The organism is Mucilaginibacter terrae, from assembly GCF_031951985.1.
Classification (GTDB): domain Bacteria; phylum Bacteroidota; class Bacteroidia; order Sphingobacteriales; family Sphingobacteriaceae; genus Mucilaginibacter; species Mucilaginibacter terrae_A.
On record NZ_JAVLVU010000001.1, the window covers coordinates 5,108,337 to 5,130,074 of the forward strand.

At 43.0% G+C, this 21,738-nt stretch carries 10 protein-coding genes; all 10 read right to left on the minus strand.

Annotated elements, in window-relative coordinates; translation table 11 throughout:
- Nucleotides 1-7: 7 nt before the first annotated feature.
- Nucleotides 8-1,792, minus strand: coding sequence for a RagB/SusD family nutrient uptake outer membrane protein (locus QE417_RS21990; RefSeq protein WP_311953816.1), 1,785 nt, complete (start codon nt 1,790-1,792; stop codon nt 8-10).
- A 24-nt stretch (nt 1,793-1,816) separates the two neighbouring features.
- Nucleotides 1,817-5,410: a SusC/RagA family TonB-linked outer membrane protein gene (locus QE417_RS21995; RefSeq protein WP_311953819.1), complete on the minus strand. Its 3,594-nt coding sequence runs from the start codon at nt 5,408-5,410 to the stop codon at nt 1,817-1,819.
- A 131-nt stretch (nt 5,411-5,541) separates the two neighbouring features.
- Complete coding sequence (locus QE417_RS22000) at nt 5,542-6,516, minus strand: FecR family protein (protein WP_311953821.1); 975 nt, start codon at nt 6,514-6,516, stop codon at nt 5,542-5,544.
- A gap of 81 nt (nt 6,517-6,597) precedes the next feature.
- Nucleotides 6,598-7,197 (minus strand): RNA polymerase sigma factor, encoded by a 600-nt coding sequence (locus QE417_RS22005; RefSeq protein ID WP_311953824.1) that lies wholly within the window; start codon nt 7,195-7,197, stop codon nt 6,598-6,600.
- Nucleotides 7,198-8,014: 817 nt separating this feature from the next.
- The gene (locus tag QE417_RS22010; RefSeq protein ID WP_311953827.1) at nt 8,015-9,697 is read right to left on the minus strand and encodes an endo-1,4-beta-xylanase; all 1,683 of its coding nucleotides are present in this window, start codon (nt 9,695-9,697) and stop codon (nt 8,015-8,017) included.
- A 25-nt stretch (nt 9,698-9,722) separates the two neighbouring features.
- Complete coding sequence (locus tag QE417_RS22015; RefSeq protein ID WP_311953829.1) at nt 9,723-10,679, minus strand: DUF5627 domain-containing protein; 957 nt, start codon at nt 10,677-10,679, stop codon at nt 9,723-9,725.
- 53 nt (nt 10,680-10,732) lie between these two features.
- Nucleotides 10,733-12,493: a RagB/SusD family nutrient uptake outer membrane protein gene (locus QE417_RS22020; protein WP_311953832.1), complete on the minus strand. Its 1,761-nt coding sequence runs from the start codon at nt 12,491-12,493 to the stop codon at nt 10,733-10,735.
- Nucleotides 12,494-12,513: 20 nt separating this feature from the next.
- Entirely contained in the window at nt 12,514-15,543 is a 3,030-nt protein-coding gene (locus tag QE417_RS22025) for a SusC/RagA family TonB-linked outer membrane protein (protein WP_311953835.1), read from the minus strand.
- Nucleotides 15,544-15,581: 38 nt separating this feature from the next.
- Nucleotides 15,582-17,489, minus strand: coding sequence for a RagB/SusD family nutrient uptake outer membrane protein (locus tag QE417_RS22030; protein WP_311953838.1), 1,908 nt, complete (start codon nt 17,487-17,489; stop codon nt 15,582-15,584).
- Between the two features lie 11 nt (nt 17,490-17,500).
- Nucleotides 17,501-20,680 (minus strand): SusC/RagA family TonB-linked outer membrane protein, encoded by a 3,180-nt coding sequence (locus QE417_RS22035; protein ID WP_311953842.1) that lies wholly within the window; start codon nt 20,678-20,680, stop codon nt 17,501-17,503.
- Nucleotides 20,681-21,738 lie beyond the last annotated feature (1,058 nt).

Consider the following 21,738-nt stretch of genomic DNA (forward strand, 5'->3'; position numbering starts at 1 on the left):
TAGATAATTATTTCCAGTCTGGATTTTGTTTCAAGTTTGGATTGCGCTGCAAATCAGCCAATGGAATGGGATAATAGTAGTTTCGGTCATCCCATTTTCTTGGTACTTCATTCATCCATATTAATTCTCCAGATGTTCCGTTTTTTAACAATTGTGAATTCACGGCATTAGCTGTTCCAATTTTTGGTGAAACATTAACATAGGTAACACCAGCCACGGGGGTAGGCGCAGTACCTTGATAAAAAGCAACGTCCAGTATGCCGTCTTCGTTCAAGTCCATTGGCGTGTTTAATGCCGGTACATAAAACCCATTCCACTCCTGTTCCATTAACGGGCCTCTTTTCCATCTCAAAAGGTCCGAAAAACGGAATCCTTCCAAACTTAATTCAATGCCGCGCTCCCTGCGTATCTCTAAAATGGTTGGATCGGTTATCCCCGGAAAGTAATTATCAACAAGATACTGATCAACCACGGTAGGTTTGGCAGCAAGCCCCCCGGTAATGCCTGCTCTGGCGCGTAAAGCTCCTATGGTGGCCGCCCATTCGGCGTTGGTTAACGTACCTAATTCTGCTTTTGCCTCTGCAAAGTTCAGCAGCACCTCAGCATAACGGAATAAAGATACGGCATTAGTGTTCAATGCGCCTGCATCCAAGCTTTCGTCGTCCAAAGTCCATTTTATAGGCTGATAACCCGTAAAGGTATACGAAAATACAGGAGGGGCAGGCACTAACTGACCATTGCGCAAACGCTTGTAATCACCCATTCGAATGGTTTGTTTCAGGCGCAGGTCGCGGTTTTTAACCTCGTCTTTAAATAGTGTGGTACGATAAGTTGGGTCGTTAGTATACGGAGTGCCGTCCAGTTTGAGGTAGGTGTTTATAAAAGTGCGTGTAAAGCTGGCTTTTGCACCGTAAGTACCGCTTGTCCACCACCAGTTTGCCTCATTTAATATGCCCAAACTTGCATCAGCTACAGCTGCCTGCAAAACCTCCTGGGTATTTGGGGCAGTGCTGGTAAACACCTGGCGGTATGATGTTCCGGGCCCACCATTTGTGTTTATAGAGAACCCTCCGTTTTTCATGATCTGGTCTGCAGATGATACCGCTTCATTTAACCAGCGGTCTGCGGTGCCGGTAAGACCCAGCTCTGCATGGTATTTTCTAAAGGTGCCTTCAAACAAGCATACTCTTGATTTAAGCGCATAAGCCACCCATTTAGTAACAGTTGTACGGCTTGGATCGTTAGTGGCCTGAATATTAGTACAGGCATAATCTAAGTCGGCCAGTACAGAGTCCATAACCAGCGTACGCTTATCCCTGCCAGCTGTGAGTGACGGATCATCGGCGTTTAGCGCCTTGTTGATCCATGGCACATCACCAAAACGCTTTACCTTTTCCATGTAAAAGTATGCCCTGAAGTAACGGGCAATTCCAAGGTAGTTTTTGCGTGTGGCAACCGGTACGGCCGGATTGTTACAGTTTTCAATAAAATAATTAATCTGGCGAAGATCACGCCAAACCCAGCCTGAGCTGGTGTTTGCGCCGAATGCTCCCGGGCGAATAAAGTCGGGCACGGCTTTTACAGCCAGGTAATCTGACATGGCATCCTGACTGGTTGAATTTTTGGGAAGGAAATCAAGGCCGTAAAATGCGTTCGTAGCTATTTTTAACCCGCTTTCGGTTCCAAATACGATTTCTTTTGAAGGAGTGGATTGGGGTTGCTGATCTAATTTTTGACAGGCTGCAAAGGTGATACAACCCAATAAGATCATGATAATATGTTGTCGTTTCATTTTGATCTGGTATTTGTTTTTTGTTTAAAAGCCAATGTTTAAGCCCAGAGAGTAACTCTTTAAAATTGGATAGTTATATCCGTCACCGTTGGTGGCATTTGGGTTCAGGTCCTGGTCAACAGGAACTGCGTTCTCAACATCAATGGTGTTTTTAACAATTTTGTACATAGGTGAGTAAGTAAACAGGTTTTCTCCCGAGAAAAATACTTTGGCACTGCGTGCGCCAATACGACTTAGCCATTTGGCCGGTAGCGTATATCCTATTTGCAGGTTTTTCATGCGCAGGTAGGCCACGTTTTGGAGGTAGCGGGTTTGCGCCACACCCAAAGTACGGTTAGTATTGCTTGATGCCGCGCGCGACATGGTACGCGGAAAGTAAGCGTCGGTGTTTTCAGGCGTCCACATGTTGCCTAAATGAAATTTAGGAATGTTGTTGTAAGGGCGGTTGTATTGTCCCCAAAACATTTCGGTTTCGGTGCTTGGATACCATTGCTGCTTGCCCACACCCTGAAAAAAAGTAGAGAAAGAGAAGTTATGCCAGTTTGCACCCAGATTAACACCGTAAGTATACCTTGGTGCCGAATTGCCTATAATTCTTCTATCGCCCGATTTGCCTACTTTGTTTTCGCCAACGTTTATAAATCCGTCACCGTTCAGGTCGCGCAGTTTAATATCGCCCGGAAACCATAAGCCAGATGGAGAAGCGCGCATTTGAGGGTCTTGCTTGGCGTGCGATGCAATATCAGCCGCATCTTTAAAAAAGCCTTCGGTTTCATAACCCCAAATCTCACCTAAAGTCTGTCCTTCGTAGTAATCGCTCAGCAGCTTATCCGGATTATTATATTTGTCAATTTTTGTCTTATTATCAGCAAGCGTTAACCTTACGTTATAGCTGAACGGGCTTTTACCGGCACCAATGCGGTCGTTCCAGGCTAATGATAGCTCCCAGCCGCGTGTGGTTAAGTTGGCGTAGTTACCTTTTGGCGCATCGGCCCCAAAAACGGCCGGGGGAGTAATGGCCGATGTAAACATATCCGTTGTTTTACGCGAGTAAATATCACCACTAAAGCTTAAGCGGCCGGCAAGCATGGCAAGGTCCAAACCAATGTTTGTTGTGGTCGATGTTTCCCAGGTCAAACCATCGGGCAATACAAAATCCAAACGGGTGGTTGCCGGGCGTGTACCATTAAGGATTACTCCGGATTGGCTGATAGGGAAATTTTCGACAAACCGGTAAGATGGAATGTTACCATTGCCTAACGAGCCGTACGAGGCACGTAGTTTTAAGTCGGATATCAATTTATCTGAAACCTTCCAGAACGGTTCGTTATTAATTCTCCATCCGGCAGATACCGACGGGAAGAAGCCATAGCGTTGATAAGATGGGAACTTAGAAGAACCGTCATAACGTGCATTTACCTCAAGCAAATATCTGTCTTTAAACGAGTAATTGAGCCTCGAAAAGCCTCCCGAAATAACCCAACGCTCATAGCCACCTGTACCGCCTGCAGGAGTAATGTACTGACCAACGGTGAGATTTGGGTCCATAGCGCTTTCAAACAAAATACCATTGCGCTGCACAGCAACCCTGTTATAGGTAGATTGTTCAAAGTTGTAACCCACCATTGCTTTAAAGTAATGATCGTTACCAAAGTGGTTTTCGTACTCAGTGTAAATATTTGTTGCCAGGTAACGTGTTTTACGGGTATCAAACATCAAATCGTTGGTTGTGGTACCTACATAGCCAGTTACACCTTTAGAGTTACTGTACGGCACCTGCACTCTTCTCTGATTTCTGTCTTCATTGGTGTTACGGAAGGTGAAATCGGCGTTGATACGAAATTTATTATTGAAGAATTTGCTCCTTAAACTGGCAATGTTTCTAAGTACTTCTCTGCGGGTATCCAAGCCGTTTTTGCCATAAATAAAGTCGCCCACTGTGTATGCCGAAGCAAACGTTAACGACCCGTCGGGATTGAAGAGCGGCATTGTAGGCTTACCTTCATCAGCAATGTTCCTCCATATACCGCCGCCTTCGCCCACGTTTATCGGGTTGTGGTAGTTCATAACAGAGTAATCGGTATTGTTTTCAAAACTCAGCCACGGAAAAACTTGTATAGAGCCTCTTCCTCTTAAGTTTTTCATGTTGTAATCGTCACTGTTATACCTGAACAAGCCCGATTGATTTAACATCCGGCCCGAAACTAAATAAGTTGCCCTGTCACTTCCGCCGCTAACCGAGAGGTTATTTTCCAATGCCGTATTATGGTCTTTATATAAAGCCTTATAATAATCGGTACTGCCGTAATAGGTATATTCGCCGGTAGTTGGGTTAACTTCCACTTCATTATACGGCTGGCCCGATTCTGCTCTTCTTTTAAACTCGTCGAGGTATGCCTGCGAAAATTTTTGTGTTTTATTGGCATTTTGAGGAAAGGCACCGTCGCCGTTAACAAACGCTTCGGCAAACATTTTTGCCCAGGTATAACCATCGGTTACATAATCGGGCCGGGTTACCGGAGCTTTGAAGGCAAAATTAGTGCTGTAAGAAACATTAGTTTGCCCTTTTTGGCCTTTTTTAGTAGTTATTAATACCACACCAAATACTCCTCTTGCCCCATAAATAGCGGCCGAAGCTGCATCTTTTAAGATGGATACGGTTTCAATGTCATTGGGGTTTAGTAAACTCGGGTCGCCTTCAAAACCGTCGATCAAAACAAGTGCGCTTCCGCCCTGGCCAATAGATGTGGTACCCCTGATGTTATAGCTGGGCGATTGTGTGGGCTTGCCGTCCAGCATTTTAAGATTAAGGTTGGGCAGCAAGCCCTGTAAGCCTTGACTTAGGTTGGTAATGGGCCTGTTTTCAAGGTTTTTTGCAGTTATCTGGTCAACAGCGCCGGTAGCATTAGCTCTTTTTTGAGTGCCGTAGCCTACCACAATTACCTCGTTTAAACTACCGGTTTCGGCTTTTAAAGTGATATTTAGCGGCGCGTTTTCACCATCTTTTACTACTACCTTAGTTAAGTTTAAGGTTACGTAGGATACAAAGCTTACAGTTAAATTGTAAGTGCCGGCCGGAACGCTTATTTCAAAAGCTCCGTCGGCTCCAACCATGGTTGCTTTGTTAAGCTCTTTAATAAGCACCGTAGCACCTGGCAATGGTTCGCCCTGCTCATCTTTTACCGTGCCCGAAATTCGTGCAGGTGCCGCATTACTTACTTGTTTTACAGGCGCAATAACCACAGGTTTTTGCCTTTCTACCTTAAGTAAAATATGCTCATCATCAACCTGCTGTACCGACCCCTGATAACCTGATAGTAATTGTTTAAGGATGTTAATCACTAATTCGTTATCAGCATTCAGGCTAATTTGTTTATTGGAGTCAAAGTTGTTTGAGTTATAACCAATTTTAAATGGTGTTTTTTGTTCGATAAGTTTGAATACGTTTTTAATACTCTCGTTTTTTACCGAAATGCTGATGCGCGTAGTGTTCATGGTTTGTGCATCGGCCGAAAATGACGGTGTTGTAGCGGTAATTAAAATGAGCAATATGCCCAGGAAAGCAGGGAATTTCCTGAAATTGCTTTTGATTGAAAAAAATTGATAAAGATTTCTCATTTTTACTAATGTTATTACTATGATTTAGGAATCGTTGAAATGACATGGCCTGCTGCTGCAGCAGCCATAAACAGGCAGGTGTTCTCAAGGCATCAGCCTGTTTTAGTTTTTAATAAAGCGTTATATCATAATTAGTGGCAGTTTTTAGCGTGTATGATGATTTTGTTTTGGGCAGATTTGTAAGTGATGCCGGTTAGCTGATTAAGCACCCTCAATACTTCAGAAAGCGGTTCGCGCGAAAACCCTATTGTATAATTACATTTTCCTACCGGCTTATCGGCAAGCTCAATATTGCAGTTGTAACGGCGTGATAAAGCCATTACTATTTCCTGTATATCGGCATCTTCAAAATAAAGTCCACCGTTTTGCCACGAAGCAATTTTTTCTGCATCGGCGGTAGTAATTGTATAGTGCTGGTTGTTTAAATTATAATTAAGCATCAGGTTATGCGTAAGTATGCTGCCCAGTTGTTTAGCATTTCCTGTTTGCTTTTTTTCGCTTACACGCACCCGGCCCTTCACTACGGCCACTTTAATATTGCTTTCATTATCATAGGCATGCACATTAAATTCGGTACCTAATACGCGGGTTTGCAATTTGCCGGTACTCACTATAAATGGTTTTGAAGCATCATGTGCAACCCTGAAGTATGCCTCACCCGAAAGCTTTACATTGCGTTTTTTTTCATTAAAATCAGCACTAACAATAAGTTTTGACGATGCGTTGAGCACAACCTCTGTACTATCAGGTAACCTGATAATTTTTCTTTCGCCGGCTACTGTGCTAAATTGTTGCCTGGTTACAACAGGGGTGGGTAATGGTTTGGTATAAAGTATATATGCCAGCGGTATTAATAACAAAGCTGCCGCAATGCGCATGTAGGGGCGCATAATTGTGTAAACGTTGCGTGGTAATGCAATACTTTTTGCTACCTGTTTGCGTGAGGCTTTAAGTAGTTTTTCTTCAGTATTGTGTTCAACATCCGGAGAATTCTTATCGAGAATGCGAAGCCAGTTCTCTATCCGCTGTGCTTCTTGGGGTGTGCAGCTCCCCTCACGGTATTTTTGCAGTAAAATTCTAACCTGTGCCGATTCTTTATGCTTCATCTGCACCTATAATCGGCCTTAACGGCAAATAGTACCGTTAAATAATCATCAAAAATCTGTTAAATTAAATACCGGATGCGGTTAGCAGCAAAAGCATACCTTTAAAACCACTATAAGCAAAGAGATACTTTCCATACGATTAAAGCGCATTTGCAGTCGCTTAAGAGCAATGGTTAAGTTGTTTTTTACCGTTTGTTCTGATAGTGACAGGCGGGCAGCAATATCTTTCACCGGCAATTGTTCCTGGCGGCTAAGCGTAAAAACATTCTTTATGCTTTCGGGCATTTTGTCAACCTCGATGCTAAACCACTCCTGCAATTCTGCGGCAAGTAAACTTTCGTCTGCTGCGGGCGCAACTTCTGCATTATATTCGGGCAGTAAAGCTTCATAGTTTACAATTTCGCGGTTGGCCGCCACGTAATAGTCAATCACTTTATACTTGGCAGCTTTATATAAATAGGGTAAAAGAGAATCATCTATGTTAATCCCGAAACGATTATTCCATAATGATATGAATATATCCTGAACGGCTTCCTGTGCGTTCTCTGATGAACTAATGCGGGAATTGATATACCTGAACAGAACCCGATCATATTTTTTCATAAGAGATAGCAGTGCCTTTTGATCGTCGGCCTGCATCTGGCTCAACAATTTGGTGTCTAAAGGCTGATTGCTTTTCATCGCCTCAAACCTACGAGCGATGCTTTAAGTGATTGTTACGGTTACATCAAATAAATTGTTAAATAAAATAGTAGTATGCACTAATCCATCTGCAGCCGGAAGCCACAAGCAGGTGAATTTTTTTGGTAGTGAGTAAAACAAGCTGTATTCGGATCAAGACTATTTTGCATTGCTTTTCTGATCAGCATAGGAAATACGATATTGCTGATTTGGTTTTAAATAGACCAAATTCTTTTGAAAGTCGAACACGGTATTAAATCTTTTCAGCACGTCGCTTCCCAAATAATGCACGTTGATTCCTGGCATTGGCTTGCCTTGCGTCATAATTTGCGCGGGAAGCTTTTACGACTGGCAAAGATGTTTGCCCGAAACCATAAAATGTGATGTCATTAGTGCCAGGACTAATTGATATTTCATGGAAATTTATTTCATGATGATGGGGCACTTGAACAGCTCAATCTCTTTGAGTTGTCACTATTATTTTCCGAAAGCCTAAAGTACTTAATAAGTTAAATAAACAACCTTTCTTTACGCCACCGAAGTTATGCCCAATAATCATACGGATGGCTGCCACTAACAACCAATCAAATCTCCGGCCTAAATAGTTAATCTCATTGGTGGTTAACTAAGCGGCAGGGGAAACTTTTGTAATTCTCGCCAAAAACCAGATTCTCCGTCGTTAAAAAAGGGACGTAAGAATCTGGTACATTAAATTTAAAGCGAGAAGAAGCTGTATCCACAAATTGCACCTGGCAATTTTATAAAATCGCCGTACGGGCAAATCAAAATGTGCTATTACAATTTATAAAGCGACGATTTATTTTTTAGATAGTGCTTCAACAACTCCTGTAAATGCGGGTTTTCTAACAAAGCTTTCGTTCCATAAGCCAATGGGTTCTCCGGCACGCCATGATGAGTTTGCCGGGCTATCAAGCGGGCTCCATATGCAAATACCGTATTGCTGAGCTTTCGGAATTATTTCAAAGTATTTCTCGATAACGTAGCGGTACATGTCTTTTTGTTCTGCATACTCTGCAGCGGTTACCGTTGGTGTTTTTTTGTCTGATATTCCCATATCTAACTCAGACACTTTTATCAGTTTACCCGTAGCAGCAAGCAGCCTGAACATTTCATCAACTTTTGATCTGTCTAATTTCGAATCGATATGCATTTGCGTGCCTATCCCGTCTATTTTTACACCCTGCTTTTCAATATAAGCAACATAATCAATTAGTCCGCGGCATTTATTCAAATTATACTCCAGGTTATAATCATTAATGAAATGAATATCTGTTGGATTTCCATATTGCCTTGCCAACTGAAATGCTTTTACAGCATAGTCTTTACCCATATAATCTTGCCAGTAAAACTCATCGGCTTTTAATGTACGCCCAACTCCGGTTTTTAGCTCTGCCGGTTTGTTGTCGTCCATGGGCTCATTAACCACATCCCAAACTTTTACATAACCTTTGGCTGCGGTAACCATTCCTTTTATCCATTGGTCCATAGCATTGGTGATGAGCGTTTTTTTCTCTGCGGCCGTTTTTTCAACAGTTGTTACACCACCTTTTTCGTTATACTTTTTCAGTGTAATGTTATCAAAGTAATAACTGGTGGCGTTTTTGCCCAAATTAAAAGCAATGGCGCCACAGGTGGCCATTTCGGTGGTTACAGTGATTTCTTTTGTATAGGTTGTCCATGTAGGAGTTGCTGATAAAGTGCCAAAGAAATCATAATGCTTATACTGCCCCGGGGAGGTATGAGCCTGGGTGCCAAAAGAGGCGTTAGCATCTGAACGTATTTTCATGCTTAGCTCATACTTTTCGCCCACGGCTACAACCGGCGAAAATTTCAGGAAAAACTGTGCATTCCAATCATTAGCCTGTACGCTGGCATTAGTTAGCTTTAATGCCCGCCCAACCCCGTTAAAACCACCACCCGCAGTTGTAAAACTTTTTACAGCAGTGCCCGATGTTTCATAGTTTGGCGCGTCATCAGTTTCAAAATCGGCTGATGTAACCAAATCCCAGGTAGGACCTGATGGTGCCGATGATACGGTTGGCGCTATCAGTTTATTTAGGTACGTTGCGTTTTGGTTGGCATGCCAGGCCAGTGTATGTCCGTATATGGTTATGCCAGCATCTTTAGCAGTGGCTATCAATTGCTCCACACTTTTTAATGACAGCTCGCCATTGGCCTGCACAACGGCACCATGTTTCATCTCATAACCCAATGTTATCTCATCAAAATTACTGTTGATAAGCCGGTACATTAAGCCTTTGCTAACATAGTCATTTAATGAAACTGCTGCTCCTAATTTAAAACCGGGCCGGGCCTGCCTGTCTAAATAAGATTTTAATGGTTGGTAAGAATTAATTTGCTCCTGTGCAGTAATTGTTGCTGGTTTTTCTACATTAAACTCAAGTGCTTCTTGTTTAGAGCAGGAAGCTAAAGCTATTAATCCGGAAAGGGTTAATGCTGATATGTAATTTTTTTTCATTGTGTTTCGATCTGAAATTCGTTAACTACTTAGTGGGATTGAATGTCTCCATTTTCACACCACGGTCACGCATAACAAGGGTATCGGTAGCGGCAACACGCAAGTCGGTTGCTTCAATCTGATAGTTCAGGTAAAGTGCATCACGATCTTGTGATCCCCAACTGTTTTTTTCGCCCCTTTTTACAAACTTTCCGGTACCTGTAGCGGTAAATCCTGTTGCGGCGGCAGTAACTGTACAGTTGCCATTAGCATCAAAAGTTAAAAGCAGCGGACAGTTTACATCAATATTACCGGCACCTTTAAGTACTATAGGCAGTTCAGCCTGTCTTAAAGATCTTGTAGCAAGTGCTTTTATCTCGTCTTTTTCTACATATTGATTTCTCCTGATAATAGTTTTAGTTAACTCCGGGTGCCCGTTTTTACCTTCTACCACATCTTTTCCACGGCGCAAATAATTCCCTGCCCATGTATTGATGTACTTAACGGCGTATAAAGTGAAATTTTTCGCCCTCATAATAGAGTCGGCATTAGTAACGGTTGTCATCGTTATCGGGATCACGTAGGTAGCCTTGGTGGTAAGCGGGTCGGCAAAATAGGCATCGGTTAACTGTACCTCCACACCTCCGGCAATTTTGCCTTTAGGTATTACGATGGTATTAGATGCCAGGCGGTAGTAGGAGGCGGGCATCGGTAACACATCGCCACTATAATCAGGTGGGTTAAATTTCAAGCCCTGTGTTAGTGCGTTATTAACCGCAATGCCAATGGTTACATCTGCTTTGTTTGAATAAACACCACCAATGGTGGCCATTATCTGACATTTGAATTGATTATCAAGCGAAGTGTCAAACAAGTCTTCTCCCAGCGTTATTGTTCGCACAGGGTATTGATAGGCAAAATATACAGCGTTGTGGGTATAGTCCGCGAACACTACGTCTTCATTTTTACATGACGCCAGCGCCACGAGTAAAAACAAACCCACAATTTTTTATTCTTTTCATCACTTTAGTATTATCTATTTAATTGTTTTGATTACTACCAGCCGGTATTTTGCTGAATGGCGTTAAACTTTAAAGTTTCGCTGTAAGGTATAGGCCCATAAATCATAAAACTTTGGTAAGACCTGCTTTCAACCGTGATAGGCAAATAGTTGGATTGCGAAATATTTACGCCTGTTGCCGCTTCGTTTAAACCAGCGTTCCAGCGGCGTAAATCCCAAAACCTGAAACCTTCAAAGCACAGTTCCAATCTCCGCTCGTTTCTGATCAAAGTACGCATTGCACCTTGGTCACCTTTTATCGATTCAAGGTAAGCGTCGCCGTTGGTAAGCCCAATGCCGGCACGCTGGCGTATCTTTTTAATTACATCGTAAGCAGAGTAAGCACGTGGGCCGTTTCCTAACGGGCCATAAGCTTCGTTAGCGGCTTCTGCATAGTTCAAATAAATTTCGGTGTAGCGTATGTGCGGGCGGTAGTGCTTTTGGTTGCTTATAGAGCTCGCGTTGCGGTTAACATCCTGGCGCAATAATTTACGCATGTAATACCCTGTACGGGTAGATGTTTCTACTTTGTTGAGTCCATCATTCGTATTCCTGTCGTTAGCTGTGTAAATTGTTGTATTACCCGGACCGGCTGTACTGCCATTTAACAGGATGTAGGCTGCTAAGCGAGGATCGCGATTGGTATACGGTGCCGCATCACTATAATTACTACTGGCACTACCAATTGGGTAACCATTAAGAGCCGGAAACGCGTTTACCAGATTTTGGGTAGGATTTAAACGGCCCAAACCAGATAGCGTAGGAGGGAAGTGGTCTGCTTCCAGATCGCTGTTCTGCGCAATACTGGTACGCCACATTATCTCAGCCGGATTGGCACCCGAACCGAGGCCATCAATCTGGTTGCCACTTCCGCCGGCATACCAGGTAAGGCCGTTGGTGGCAAACCCATTCAGCCCGCCGTTTAGGTCAATAACCGCAGCAGCAGCCTCTGCCGCATTTGCCCAGGTAGTTGTAGAACCGCCTGCATAAGCCGGACTTGCCGCCATTAAGGTTGCTTTTGCCCGTATGGCTTTTGCAATTCGTGCGGTCATTCGCTGGCTAAATAATTTGCCAAATACCCGGTTATAGGTTTCTGTAAGTATGCCGCTGTATTTTGCCGGAATTTCTGTTGTAGATGATATATCCTTATAATCAAGCGGAAGCAGTTCCTCAGCACGGTTAAGGTCGCTATAGATCTGTTGCACACAGTCCTCAAACTTTGCCCGTGGTTGGTTAAAGTCAGACGTAGGCGACTCCGGTGTAAGTAAAATAGGGTAACCGTATAATGTGCCACCAATTTTACCGGCGTGCGCTTGCAGCATGTAATAGCTAAAAAGCGCCCTTAAGCCATAGCCCTCGCCCTTTAACCGGTCTTTAAACATTTGATTAAGCGTGGGGTTCTGTGCATCAAAAACTACCTTATCGGCTTCTGTCAAAAACATGTTAATGTATTGTATGGCAGCCTTTGAATTGGTCCACTGGTCAAGCGGGTTAAAGCTGGCTGTCCATTGCCCGGTAGCTACTTTAGAGAAATTATTATTTCTATCGTTGCTCACGGCATCATCTGTAGCCACGTCACTAAATACCCAGCCATTTGTGGGTATACGGGTATAGCCATTTAAAAGTAGCCCGTGTGCAAGCAGCGGCTCATCATAAATGTTCTCAAATTTGCCATTATTCTGCAGGCCGGGTTCAACAAACTTTTTGCAGCCGCACAGTGCAAGTATTGTTATAAATAGTATTGGAAATTTTTTCATGTTGTAAATATTTATAAGCCTTAAAAGCCGGCTTTTACGCCTACATTATAAAACCGTGTTTGCGGCGCCGTTCCAATGTTCATCTCCATTAATTTTCTTTCTTTAGCAATGGTTAGCAGGTTAAAGCCACTTACATACATGCCGAGAGATTTTAAGATATTTCCTTTGATTACTCCCTCCGGCAAATCGTATGAAAGCTGCACCTTTGAAAGATCGAACCTGTTGGTACTGTATAACCAGAAATCAGAATTACGGAAATTATTATCACTGGTTAAGGTGGTTAAGCGTGGAAAGGTTGCAACATCTTTTGTTGCCTCGGTCCAGCGGTTACGCACAACTTCAGAATACTTGTCTTGCCCGTCTACCCAAAAATAAGAGCTGTTTTTCATGGCTTTAGCGCCAAAACGCCCGGTGGCTAAGGCAAAAAAGGTAAAGTTTTTCCAGCGGGTAGTGAGGTTGAAACCCAATGTAAGCGGGGCGCCATTCCAACCACCACGGCCAAGGTAAACTTCATCCTGGTTGTTAATTATTCCGTCGCCGTTTACATCCTTGTACTTGATATCGCCGGCCTTAACCTGGCCAAATGCAGGCTGAGGAGCACCCGTTCCGCTATTGGCGGCTGTAGCTTCTGCAGCGGTCCTGTAAAATCCTTCGTTCTGCAGGCCCCAAATGGCATCCAGTGGTTTTCCCTGACGGTTTTGGTACGAATTGGCAAAGAACTCGGCGCGTTTAGTGGCTTTGGTGGTATAATAAGTTGCCGTTGTACCAAATATCCATTCTACTTGTCCCGAACGCTTACGTACATTGATGTTAAGGTCAAACCCGGTGCGTTGATCTGCATCAAAATTTACATAAGGAATAAATGATGAATTAAATACAGAGAAATAGTTAGGGAAAAGGAAAGTACTCTGAATAGCATTATCTACAATTTGATTTCTGAACACGTTTGCAGAAACTGATAATGTGTTGTTAAAAAAGGCACCGTCAATTCCTAAAGATATTTCGCGGCGTTTAGCAAACGTTAATGCCGGGTTAGCACCTCTGCGCGAATCGGTTGTTTGTGAAAGGGTTCCGTCATTCCAACTGTAATATGAGCCATCGCGCTGTGTATAGATATTTTGATAGTAAAAATAATCTGCTACATCCAGGTCGGTATAAATTATACCCGCTGATGCGGTAAGCTTAAGGCTGTTAACGAATTTACTGTTTTTTAGAAACGATTCTTCACTTATTCTCCAGCCAAGTGATGCTGTTGGCGAAAAACCGTATGCTTTATCGTCCATAAATTTTGGTGAATAAACCATTGCACCGGTAAAATCAGCATAGTATTTCTGTTTGTAATTATAACCAACCTGTAAACCTGTGTTTGAGTTAGTAACGTTTTGGTATTGAGCTGACTGTGCCTGGCGGTAAGCCGCACCTACCAGTAAAGCCGAGATGTTGTGTTTATTGGCAATGCTGGTGTTGTAATTAAACTGGCCCGAAAAAGAGATGGTTTGACGGTAACGGCTATCAGATATATTTTGTATACCTGTGCGGGTATCGGTACCGTATGGTGTTAGCGAACCAATAACGTCTTTTCCGTTGTAGCTGGTCCAGTTTGGCTGGTACACGGTGTAGCCATTGTTGTAGCCCTGGTTATAGCTGTTTTGGTAATCTACGCCAAGACTGGTAGAAAATGAAAGTCCTTTCAGCAATCCTGCCAAGTCGGCATCCACACCTGTGGTAAATTGCAACTGCCGACTGATAAATTTGTTGCTTCCGCCGGCGTAAATAGCGGCAAAGGGGTTAGTTTGATCAAGCTGCGTACCGCCGAGAAGATATTTACCGTCAATTATATTAGAGCTTCCATTGGCAATAATATTTGATGGTGCATCAGTGCCTTCAATATAGCTTAGGGGTATAAGCGGTGTAAACCTTAACGGGCGCAAGGTTGCGGCACTTGCCCAATAATCGGTGTTAACACCTCTGCCGCTGTAAAATACCGCGCTTGCATCAACGTGAGCCTTTAAAAATTTGGTTAGCTGCATATCTACATTGCCGCGTACGTTGATCCTGTCATTAGTGTTATTGGTTTTAGCAGCTCCAAAATTGAGCAGAGAACCTGCAGACCAAAAACCGATATTGGTATAATACCGTGCACGTTCGTTACCTCCCGATATTTCGGTTGTAATGTCATACCGGTTAAAGCTGCGTTTAAGGTATTCTGATGAATAATAATCAACGTTTGGATAACGGTAAGGGTTGGCACCCGAAGCATAATTGTAAATATCTTCCTGGGTGTACAGCGTACCTAAACCATCATTAGCACGGGCTTCATTATACAAAGTCATATACTCGGCCGAACCCAGGTATTTTGGATAACCTTTGGGTACGTTAATCCCTGCATTACCACGTACTTTAATCTGTTGCCCGTTGCCTTCGCCACGTTTTGTAGTAATGAGCACAACCCCCTTGGCACCACGGCTGCCGTACAAGGCTACTGCAGCGGCGCTTTTAAGAAAAGTGATCTGGTCAATTTCTGACGGCATTATATTGTCTATCTCCCGTGGAACGCCGTCAATTAGTACCAGGTAACTGTTCATACCCCATATATTTCCATGAAAGCCTGAGGCCAGAGCTTCAATACCTTCAAAGCCTGAGGTGGTGAAATTTTTATCAAAGATGGGTCTATAATTAACCGTTGAAACACCACCCAGTAACTCACTTGCGGGTGCCTTACGGAACGCCACCGGTACAAAATCTGTCTCTTTTATAAGTACAATTTGTTTCAGCGTGTCTGATACAGGCAGCTTTGCGGGTGCATAACCTTGTGCATTAACCGTTAAAAAGGTATTTAAAGGAGCTTTCAGCGTAAAAAATCCAATATCATTACTTCTTGTTTCTGAGCTACTCCCTTCATTAATTATTTTTGCGCCCTTAACAGGCTCGCCATATTGCCCGCGGACAACGGCGCTGATCGTTATTTTGACGGTATCCTGCCCCCTGGCTACGCTGGTGATCAGCGCTAACAGAAAGCATAATGCCATCCCTATATTTGAATACTTCATTGCTAATGTCTTTATTTTGTGTTTGTAGATAAATTAGCTTACCAGCCTGGGTTTTGCTTAAATTCGGGGTACATGTTTACGTCGGCCCTTTTTAAAGGGAACCAATAATGCTTCTCGGTAAATGGCCGCTGAAGTATGGTGCGCTCACGTAAATTAATTACCCGATTATCTTTAGGGTCTACTGTGGGGTCTAAAGCACTTGCCCTGTCAAACTCAATAGCCGTTTTCAAGGTGTAAGGAAGATCAATGAATTGCATCCATCTCCGCAGGTCATTAAAACGATGCCCTTCAAACGAAAGCTCTACTGCACGTTCGCGCCTAACCTCTTTCATAAACTCATCTGCCGAACCTTGAAATTTAGCTGCTACCTTGCCTGCACCCGCACGATCACGGATCACGTTAACAGCATCTAACGCAGTTTTTGAAAAAGCAGGGTCTTTTCCTAATGGAGAGCCGTAACCAACGGTTGCCGCTTCGGCATACATCAGGTAAATATCAGCCAAACGCATATAGGGTACCCTAATGTTGAGGTTTTGGCCGTAAGCATAACCTTGGTCAAACCTGTTTGAAGTAATGGGCGTAAACTTAAATAGTAAGAAACCTGTACGGCTACCTACACGTTCATCGCGTGAGCTGCCGCCGGTATATAAATTGGCATAACGGTTAAACTCCGCTATGTTTGAAGGCATTGAGCCTTTTACCATTTTTATGCCGTCAAAAACAATGTCGTTATAAAAGCGTGGGTCGCGGTTTTTCCATGGATACTGAGGGTCATAACCAGATTCCGGGTCGGCCTTTGTCATATCGGGTATAGGCAAGCCGTTTTTCATCCCGTAATTTTTTACATAATTAGCGGTAGGGGTAAACACCACGTTACCTTCTTCAATGGTAGGGCCGGGTGTATATTGCTTGGCTGTACCATAGGTTGAACCATGCGCGTCCCAATATGGCCCTCTAAAGAGTGCTTCTGTACCGTCGGGGCCGCTGCCGCCCGGCAACTGCCAGTTTTGGCCAAATGTGTAAAAGTTAGTATAGTAGCGGTTAAATGGCAATAATTTGTAAGGTGCCTGGCCGCTTTCGGTAAGGACTAACAACTCGGCAAATGCTGCTGATGCCTTTTTACAAAGTTCAACGTCATAGCCACGGTTGCCTGTTGATACCATGTTCATGAGCGGACTTGCTGCCCATAAATAGTTTTTACCCAAATAGCCCAGTGCCATAGCCTTGTCAATTCTTTGCTGGTTTTTGCCTGGGGTTCTGCTACCGGGGCCGGTGTTATCCCAATTCAAAGGAAGCAGATCTGCAGCCTCTCTAAAGTCTTTTGCGGCCAGAGCAGCGCACTCCTGATACTTTAGACGAGGTTCTCGCAAATCCTGATCTGCAGGTAATACTTTATTGATATATGGCAAACCGCCAAAATATTGCATCAGCTGGAAATGAAACCATCCCCTGAAAAACAATAACTGGCCTTTGATGAGATTGCGTTCTTCATCGGTTGCATTTTTAAGCAGTGCCATGTTCTCCAGCCCGAGGTTAGCTTTCCTTATACCGTACCAGGCAAGCGGCCAAAGGCCTTTCGAAAAACGATCATCGCTGGTGTTGGCATTGTTAACATCCATCCAACCCGCTCCCCAGCCGTCAAACTCCCGCTGCCAGCCCCAAAAATCTCCGTTATCTATCTTATTAACGAGATGAAAGTTTAAAGCTGATGATTGTATCTCGTCATCGCCCCAGTTCCAGCTGTTGGTCCAGTAACGATTTGTAAAGTCGGGTATACAGTTATATAATTCTTCGGTGAAACCCTGGAAGTTTGTAAAGTCTTTAAAGGCTGTTTCGGCCGATACAACAGACTCCGGACTGCGGTCCAGATATTTTTTACATGAAATGTTTCCGGTTACGCAAGAGATGAGCGCTACCGATACAATTGTTCTTATATTTCTTTTCATAACGAACATCTTTAGAAAGTGATATTTGCACCAAAATTGTAGCGTTTAACAGTTGGATATGCACCCTGCGATGCCCAGCCCTGTCCGCCGGAACTTTGGTAATTGGCTTCGCGGTCATCAGGCATTTTACTCCATACCGCCAAGTTGTTGCCGTTTACAAACACTCTGAGCGTTGATATACCTATTTTTTTTACCCACGGCTGGTTAAAGGTGTATGCGATCTCCGCATTTTTTAACCTGATGTAAGAAGCGTCGTAGAAATAGCGGTTTCCATCCTGATAACCACTTGGGGTGGATGCCCAGCGCGGCAAAGGAACGTCGGGGTTATTATTATCTTTTGACCAATAGCTACCCTGATCAAATGCCAGGGTGTTTTGCCCACCGAACGAGTTAAGAACAACCTGCCGTGTTACGTTATTAACCCCATAAAATTGAACAAATGCGCTAAAGTTTTTATAATCCAACCCCAATGTGGCGTTGTAAGTGTTTTCTGGATTGCCGGTATGTCCGTACGGAATATTATCGCTGGCATTTATCACACCATCTGCGTTATAATCAAGAATGTAAAAATTACCGGGTATTTTCTGATTGTCATTTTCGGCATGTGCTGTACTCGCATAAACCTCATCCCAATTGTTGTAATAACCTGAACTTACGTATGAGTAATTCTGGAAAATCTGCTTACCCTCGGTTTTTTGATAATCGGGGAGGAGCTGAGGAATATCAGCTACTATTACCTTATTTTGAGCGTGTGTGAAGTTTATATTTGACCATAGTCGGATATTTTGTGTTAACGATTTACTGAACCTTATGTCAAATTCGTAACCGCTTGCATCTACCCGTCCTTTATTAGCAGTAGGCGCATTTGCTCCATAATATGAAGGAATGGCCCTGTTGCCGCCTGAACTAAGAATGTCGGTTCTTCTGTCGCGAAAAACGTCGACACTACCGGTAAGTACGCCGTTAAATAGGCCAAAATCTATACCTATGTTTGCTTTCTTAACCTTTTCCCATCTTACGTTAGGGTTACCTACACTTGTTTGGCGGTACCATTGATAAACGCTTTGTTCGGCAGGAATACCTGATGTTCCGAGCCTGGTTCTGCCGCCAAAGCTCCATTCAGAAAGATAAGCAAAGCGCGGTGAACCGCTGTCATCGCCAATGTCTCCGTAAGAGCCGCGCAGTTTTAGTAAATTGACGAACTTTAGTGGCTTCATAAATTTCTCTTCAGAGATCATCCAGTTTGCCCCGGCCGAAGAGAAGAATGCGAAACGGTAATCGGGTGCAAATTTTTCTGACCCGTTGTATGCCCCATTGTACTCAAAGTTATATTTACCGCGATAGCCGTAAGTGGTCCTGAAAACCCACTCTTCCCGGTACGATGGGATTACACTACCTGTAGCAATTTGATCCCTGTTCCAAAGACCGGTTGCAGTAACGGCGTGATCTTTGGCTATTGTTGTATTATAATTTAATTGAACCTGCGAAAACAAGCGGCGCAAGGTTGCTCCATTATCTACCGCGCCGCCGGCAGCTGCCCAACGGTCGCTCTCCTTAAAGCTGAATTGTGTGCTTGGATCTTTATCTGCAGAATAGCTGACGTTGCCTGTTTGCGGGTCGATGTATTTTTGTTGAGTTGGGTTGTTAACGTCGTTAATTCCGCGGCCATTCTCAATAAAAGTATTATCTACCGATACGTTTCCCCTGATGCTAAGGCCTTTAACAAACATGTTCAGGCTTTGCTCAATGGTAAAGTCTGTTGTAATTCTGGATGTGGTAATTGTTTCAGAACCACTGGTAGCCAAAAGCATGGCGGAGTTGGTACCCTGACCTGTGTTTGGTGCATAATAACCCCAGCTGCCATCAGAATATTTAGGCAAGAATAAGTTTGGTGCAGTATAATAAGCTGCTCCCCATGTATTATACTCGTTAATATTAATCCAGGGTCTTTTACGTACGCCCCTTGAACCGTAAATGTTGGTGCGGAATGTAGTGCTCGGTGTTATTTGAAAATCGAGGTTGCTGCGTATATTCAATCGATTGAAGGCGTAGCCAGCAGTATATCCTCTGTTATTGTCAAACGTTTTAAAAAGGTCACCTTCTTTCAGGTAATCAGCACTTGTAAAATATTTTACACTTTTAGTACCCCCTGTAATATTCATGTTGGCATTGTAAGACAATGCATCATTTTTGAACAAAGTTTCCACCCAGTCAACGTTCGGATAGCGTTCGCGCTCTGTTTCATTAGCCGGAAATCTGTACTTATTGATGATGTCTTGCGGCATAATATCGTTCCAGGCAGTGGGTCTTAAGGCCAATTCATTTTCAATGGCCCTGTTACGTAGCTGAAACATGTCGTAAGAATCTAACCTGCCGGGTAACTTTGAAGGAGATTTTACAACGGTGTTTACCGAAGCACGGATCTCTGCTTTTCCTTCACGTCCTCTTTTTGTAGTAATGAGTATAACCCCATTGGCACCACGTACACCAAAAACAGCTGTGGCAGAAGCATCTTTAAGAACAGAAACTGTTGCTACAGAGGCTATGTCAATGTTGTTGATAGAACGTTCAACTCCATCTACCAGAACCAAAGGACTGGCATTGTTCCAGGTACTACGTGCACGTATTAAAATTTGAGGATCTTCGCCCCCCGGGATACCCGTACTTGCAGTTGTAACCACGCCGGGTAAGTTACCTGTAAGGGCAGCTCCCAAGCTGGATACACCTCCGGTGCGCTCAAGTGTTTTGCTGTCGGTTTGAACTATAGCGCCTACCACGCTTTGCTTTTTTTGCTGTCCGTAGGCTACCGTAACAACTACCTCGCCTAATTGCGATACATTATCCTTAAGATTAACGTTTACAAAGTCCTTATCCTTAACGTCTATTTCTTGGGTAGTCATACCTACATAGCTAATGACTAACACAGGAGCAGAGCCTCTTACCGTTACAGCAAACTCGCCTTTACTATTAGTTTGTGTAACTGTATTTGTTCCTTTAACACGTACTACTGCACCAACAATGGTGTTTTTTTGCGTATCAAATACCTGGCCCTTTACAGAACGCTGTCCCTGCGCAACAGATACCCCAACAAAGGTTATAAGCAGCAGAACAGTTAGATAAAACATTTTGGCAGGGCAGCTATAACGATCAGATCGCCCGTTACCGCGTTGCGCTTTAATGTATGTTTTCATTAGTAAATTGGTTTAGGGTCTTTTCAAATTCACTATCAACTACTATTGTAGCTGGCACGAATTCCTTGTTTTTTAAATAAATTAAAAGCTTCATCATTCCCTTTAAATAAGGAGATGGTATAAGTAAATTCATATCGATAATCTATTTGGTTTAAATAATCATTGATAATAAATATTTGAAGGCGCCTTATTTACAGGTTACGCGCACCGTACAACTCTTAACCTTATTGCATGTTAATAGCGCAATAAATGCCTTGCCTATACTTGAAGCCGGCATTATTAAGTCTTTGAAAAAAGTTTAATACTGGTTAATTGGTACTTGGTGCGTTGCCGTCAAATTGCAGTTATATGCACAAAAAATTTAATACGGCTATTTATAGTAGCCGAATGGTTGAGAGTATAAAGTTCTAATCCATAGATTTAATTTAGGGTTACTAATTAGTTTATAAAATTGGTTTCGTTTTGCCCTAAAGGATTGGGCTATAATTGGGGAATTGCAAAGCATCATTAAGAGCCGAAGATCAAGAGTATGAGATGATTTTATATTCGTACACTTTTGAGCTGTTGCCGGCTGTTAAGGCTAATTGGTTCCTGAAATCAAAACTACAGGAGTGTTACAGATGGATAATGCTAATATGTTGAAAAAGCGGGTAAAAATGTACGCTACTCCTAAGTACATGCTGCACTTTTGTTCAAAAGGGGAAGTCGTATTTTATTAAAAAGCCTGTTAATGAGCGCTGAGCGCATATTTTAGTTGAAGTTTATTAGCACTGGCGTAACCTTTCTGGTGCCATAAATAATTAAGCGAATGCCCAGGCAGGTGAAAAAAATCAATACCTTAAGCCTATATAAGTATAAATAATTTTAGATCTAATTAACTTGGAGTGATTTGTTCTCGCAAGAGCAGTAGCTAATTAACAGGGTTTAAAATCATAGCTACTAAAAGTCGAGATTTTCGTATTTAATTGATTTATGAAAATTATCAAGCGTTTGCAGTGAACAAATAAAATGTTTTTGCATATACCGGAACAATTGTTAATTTTAACGCAACCTTTTCT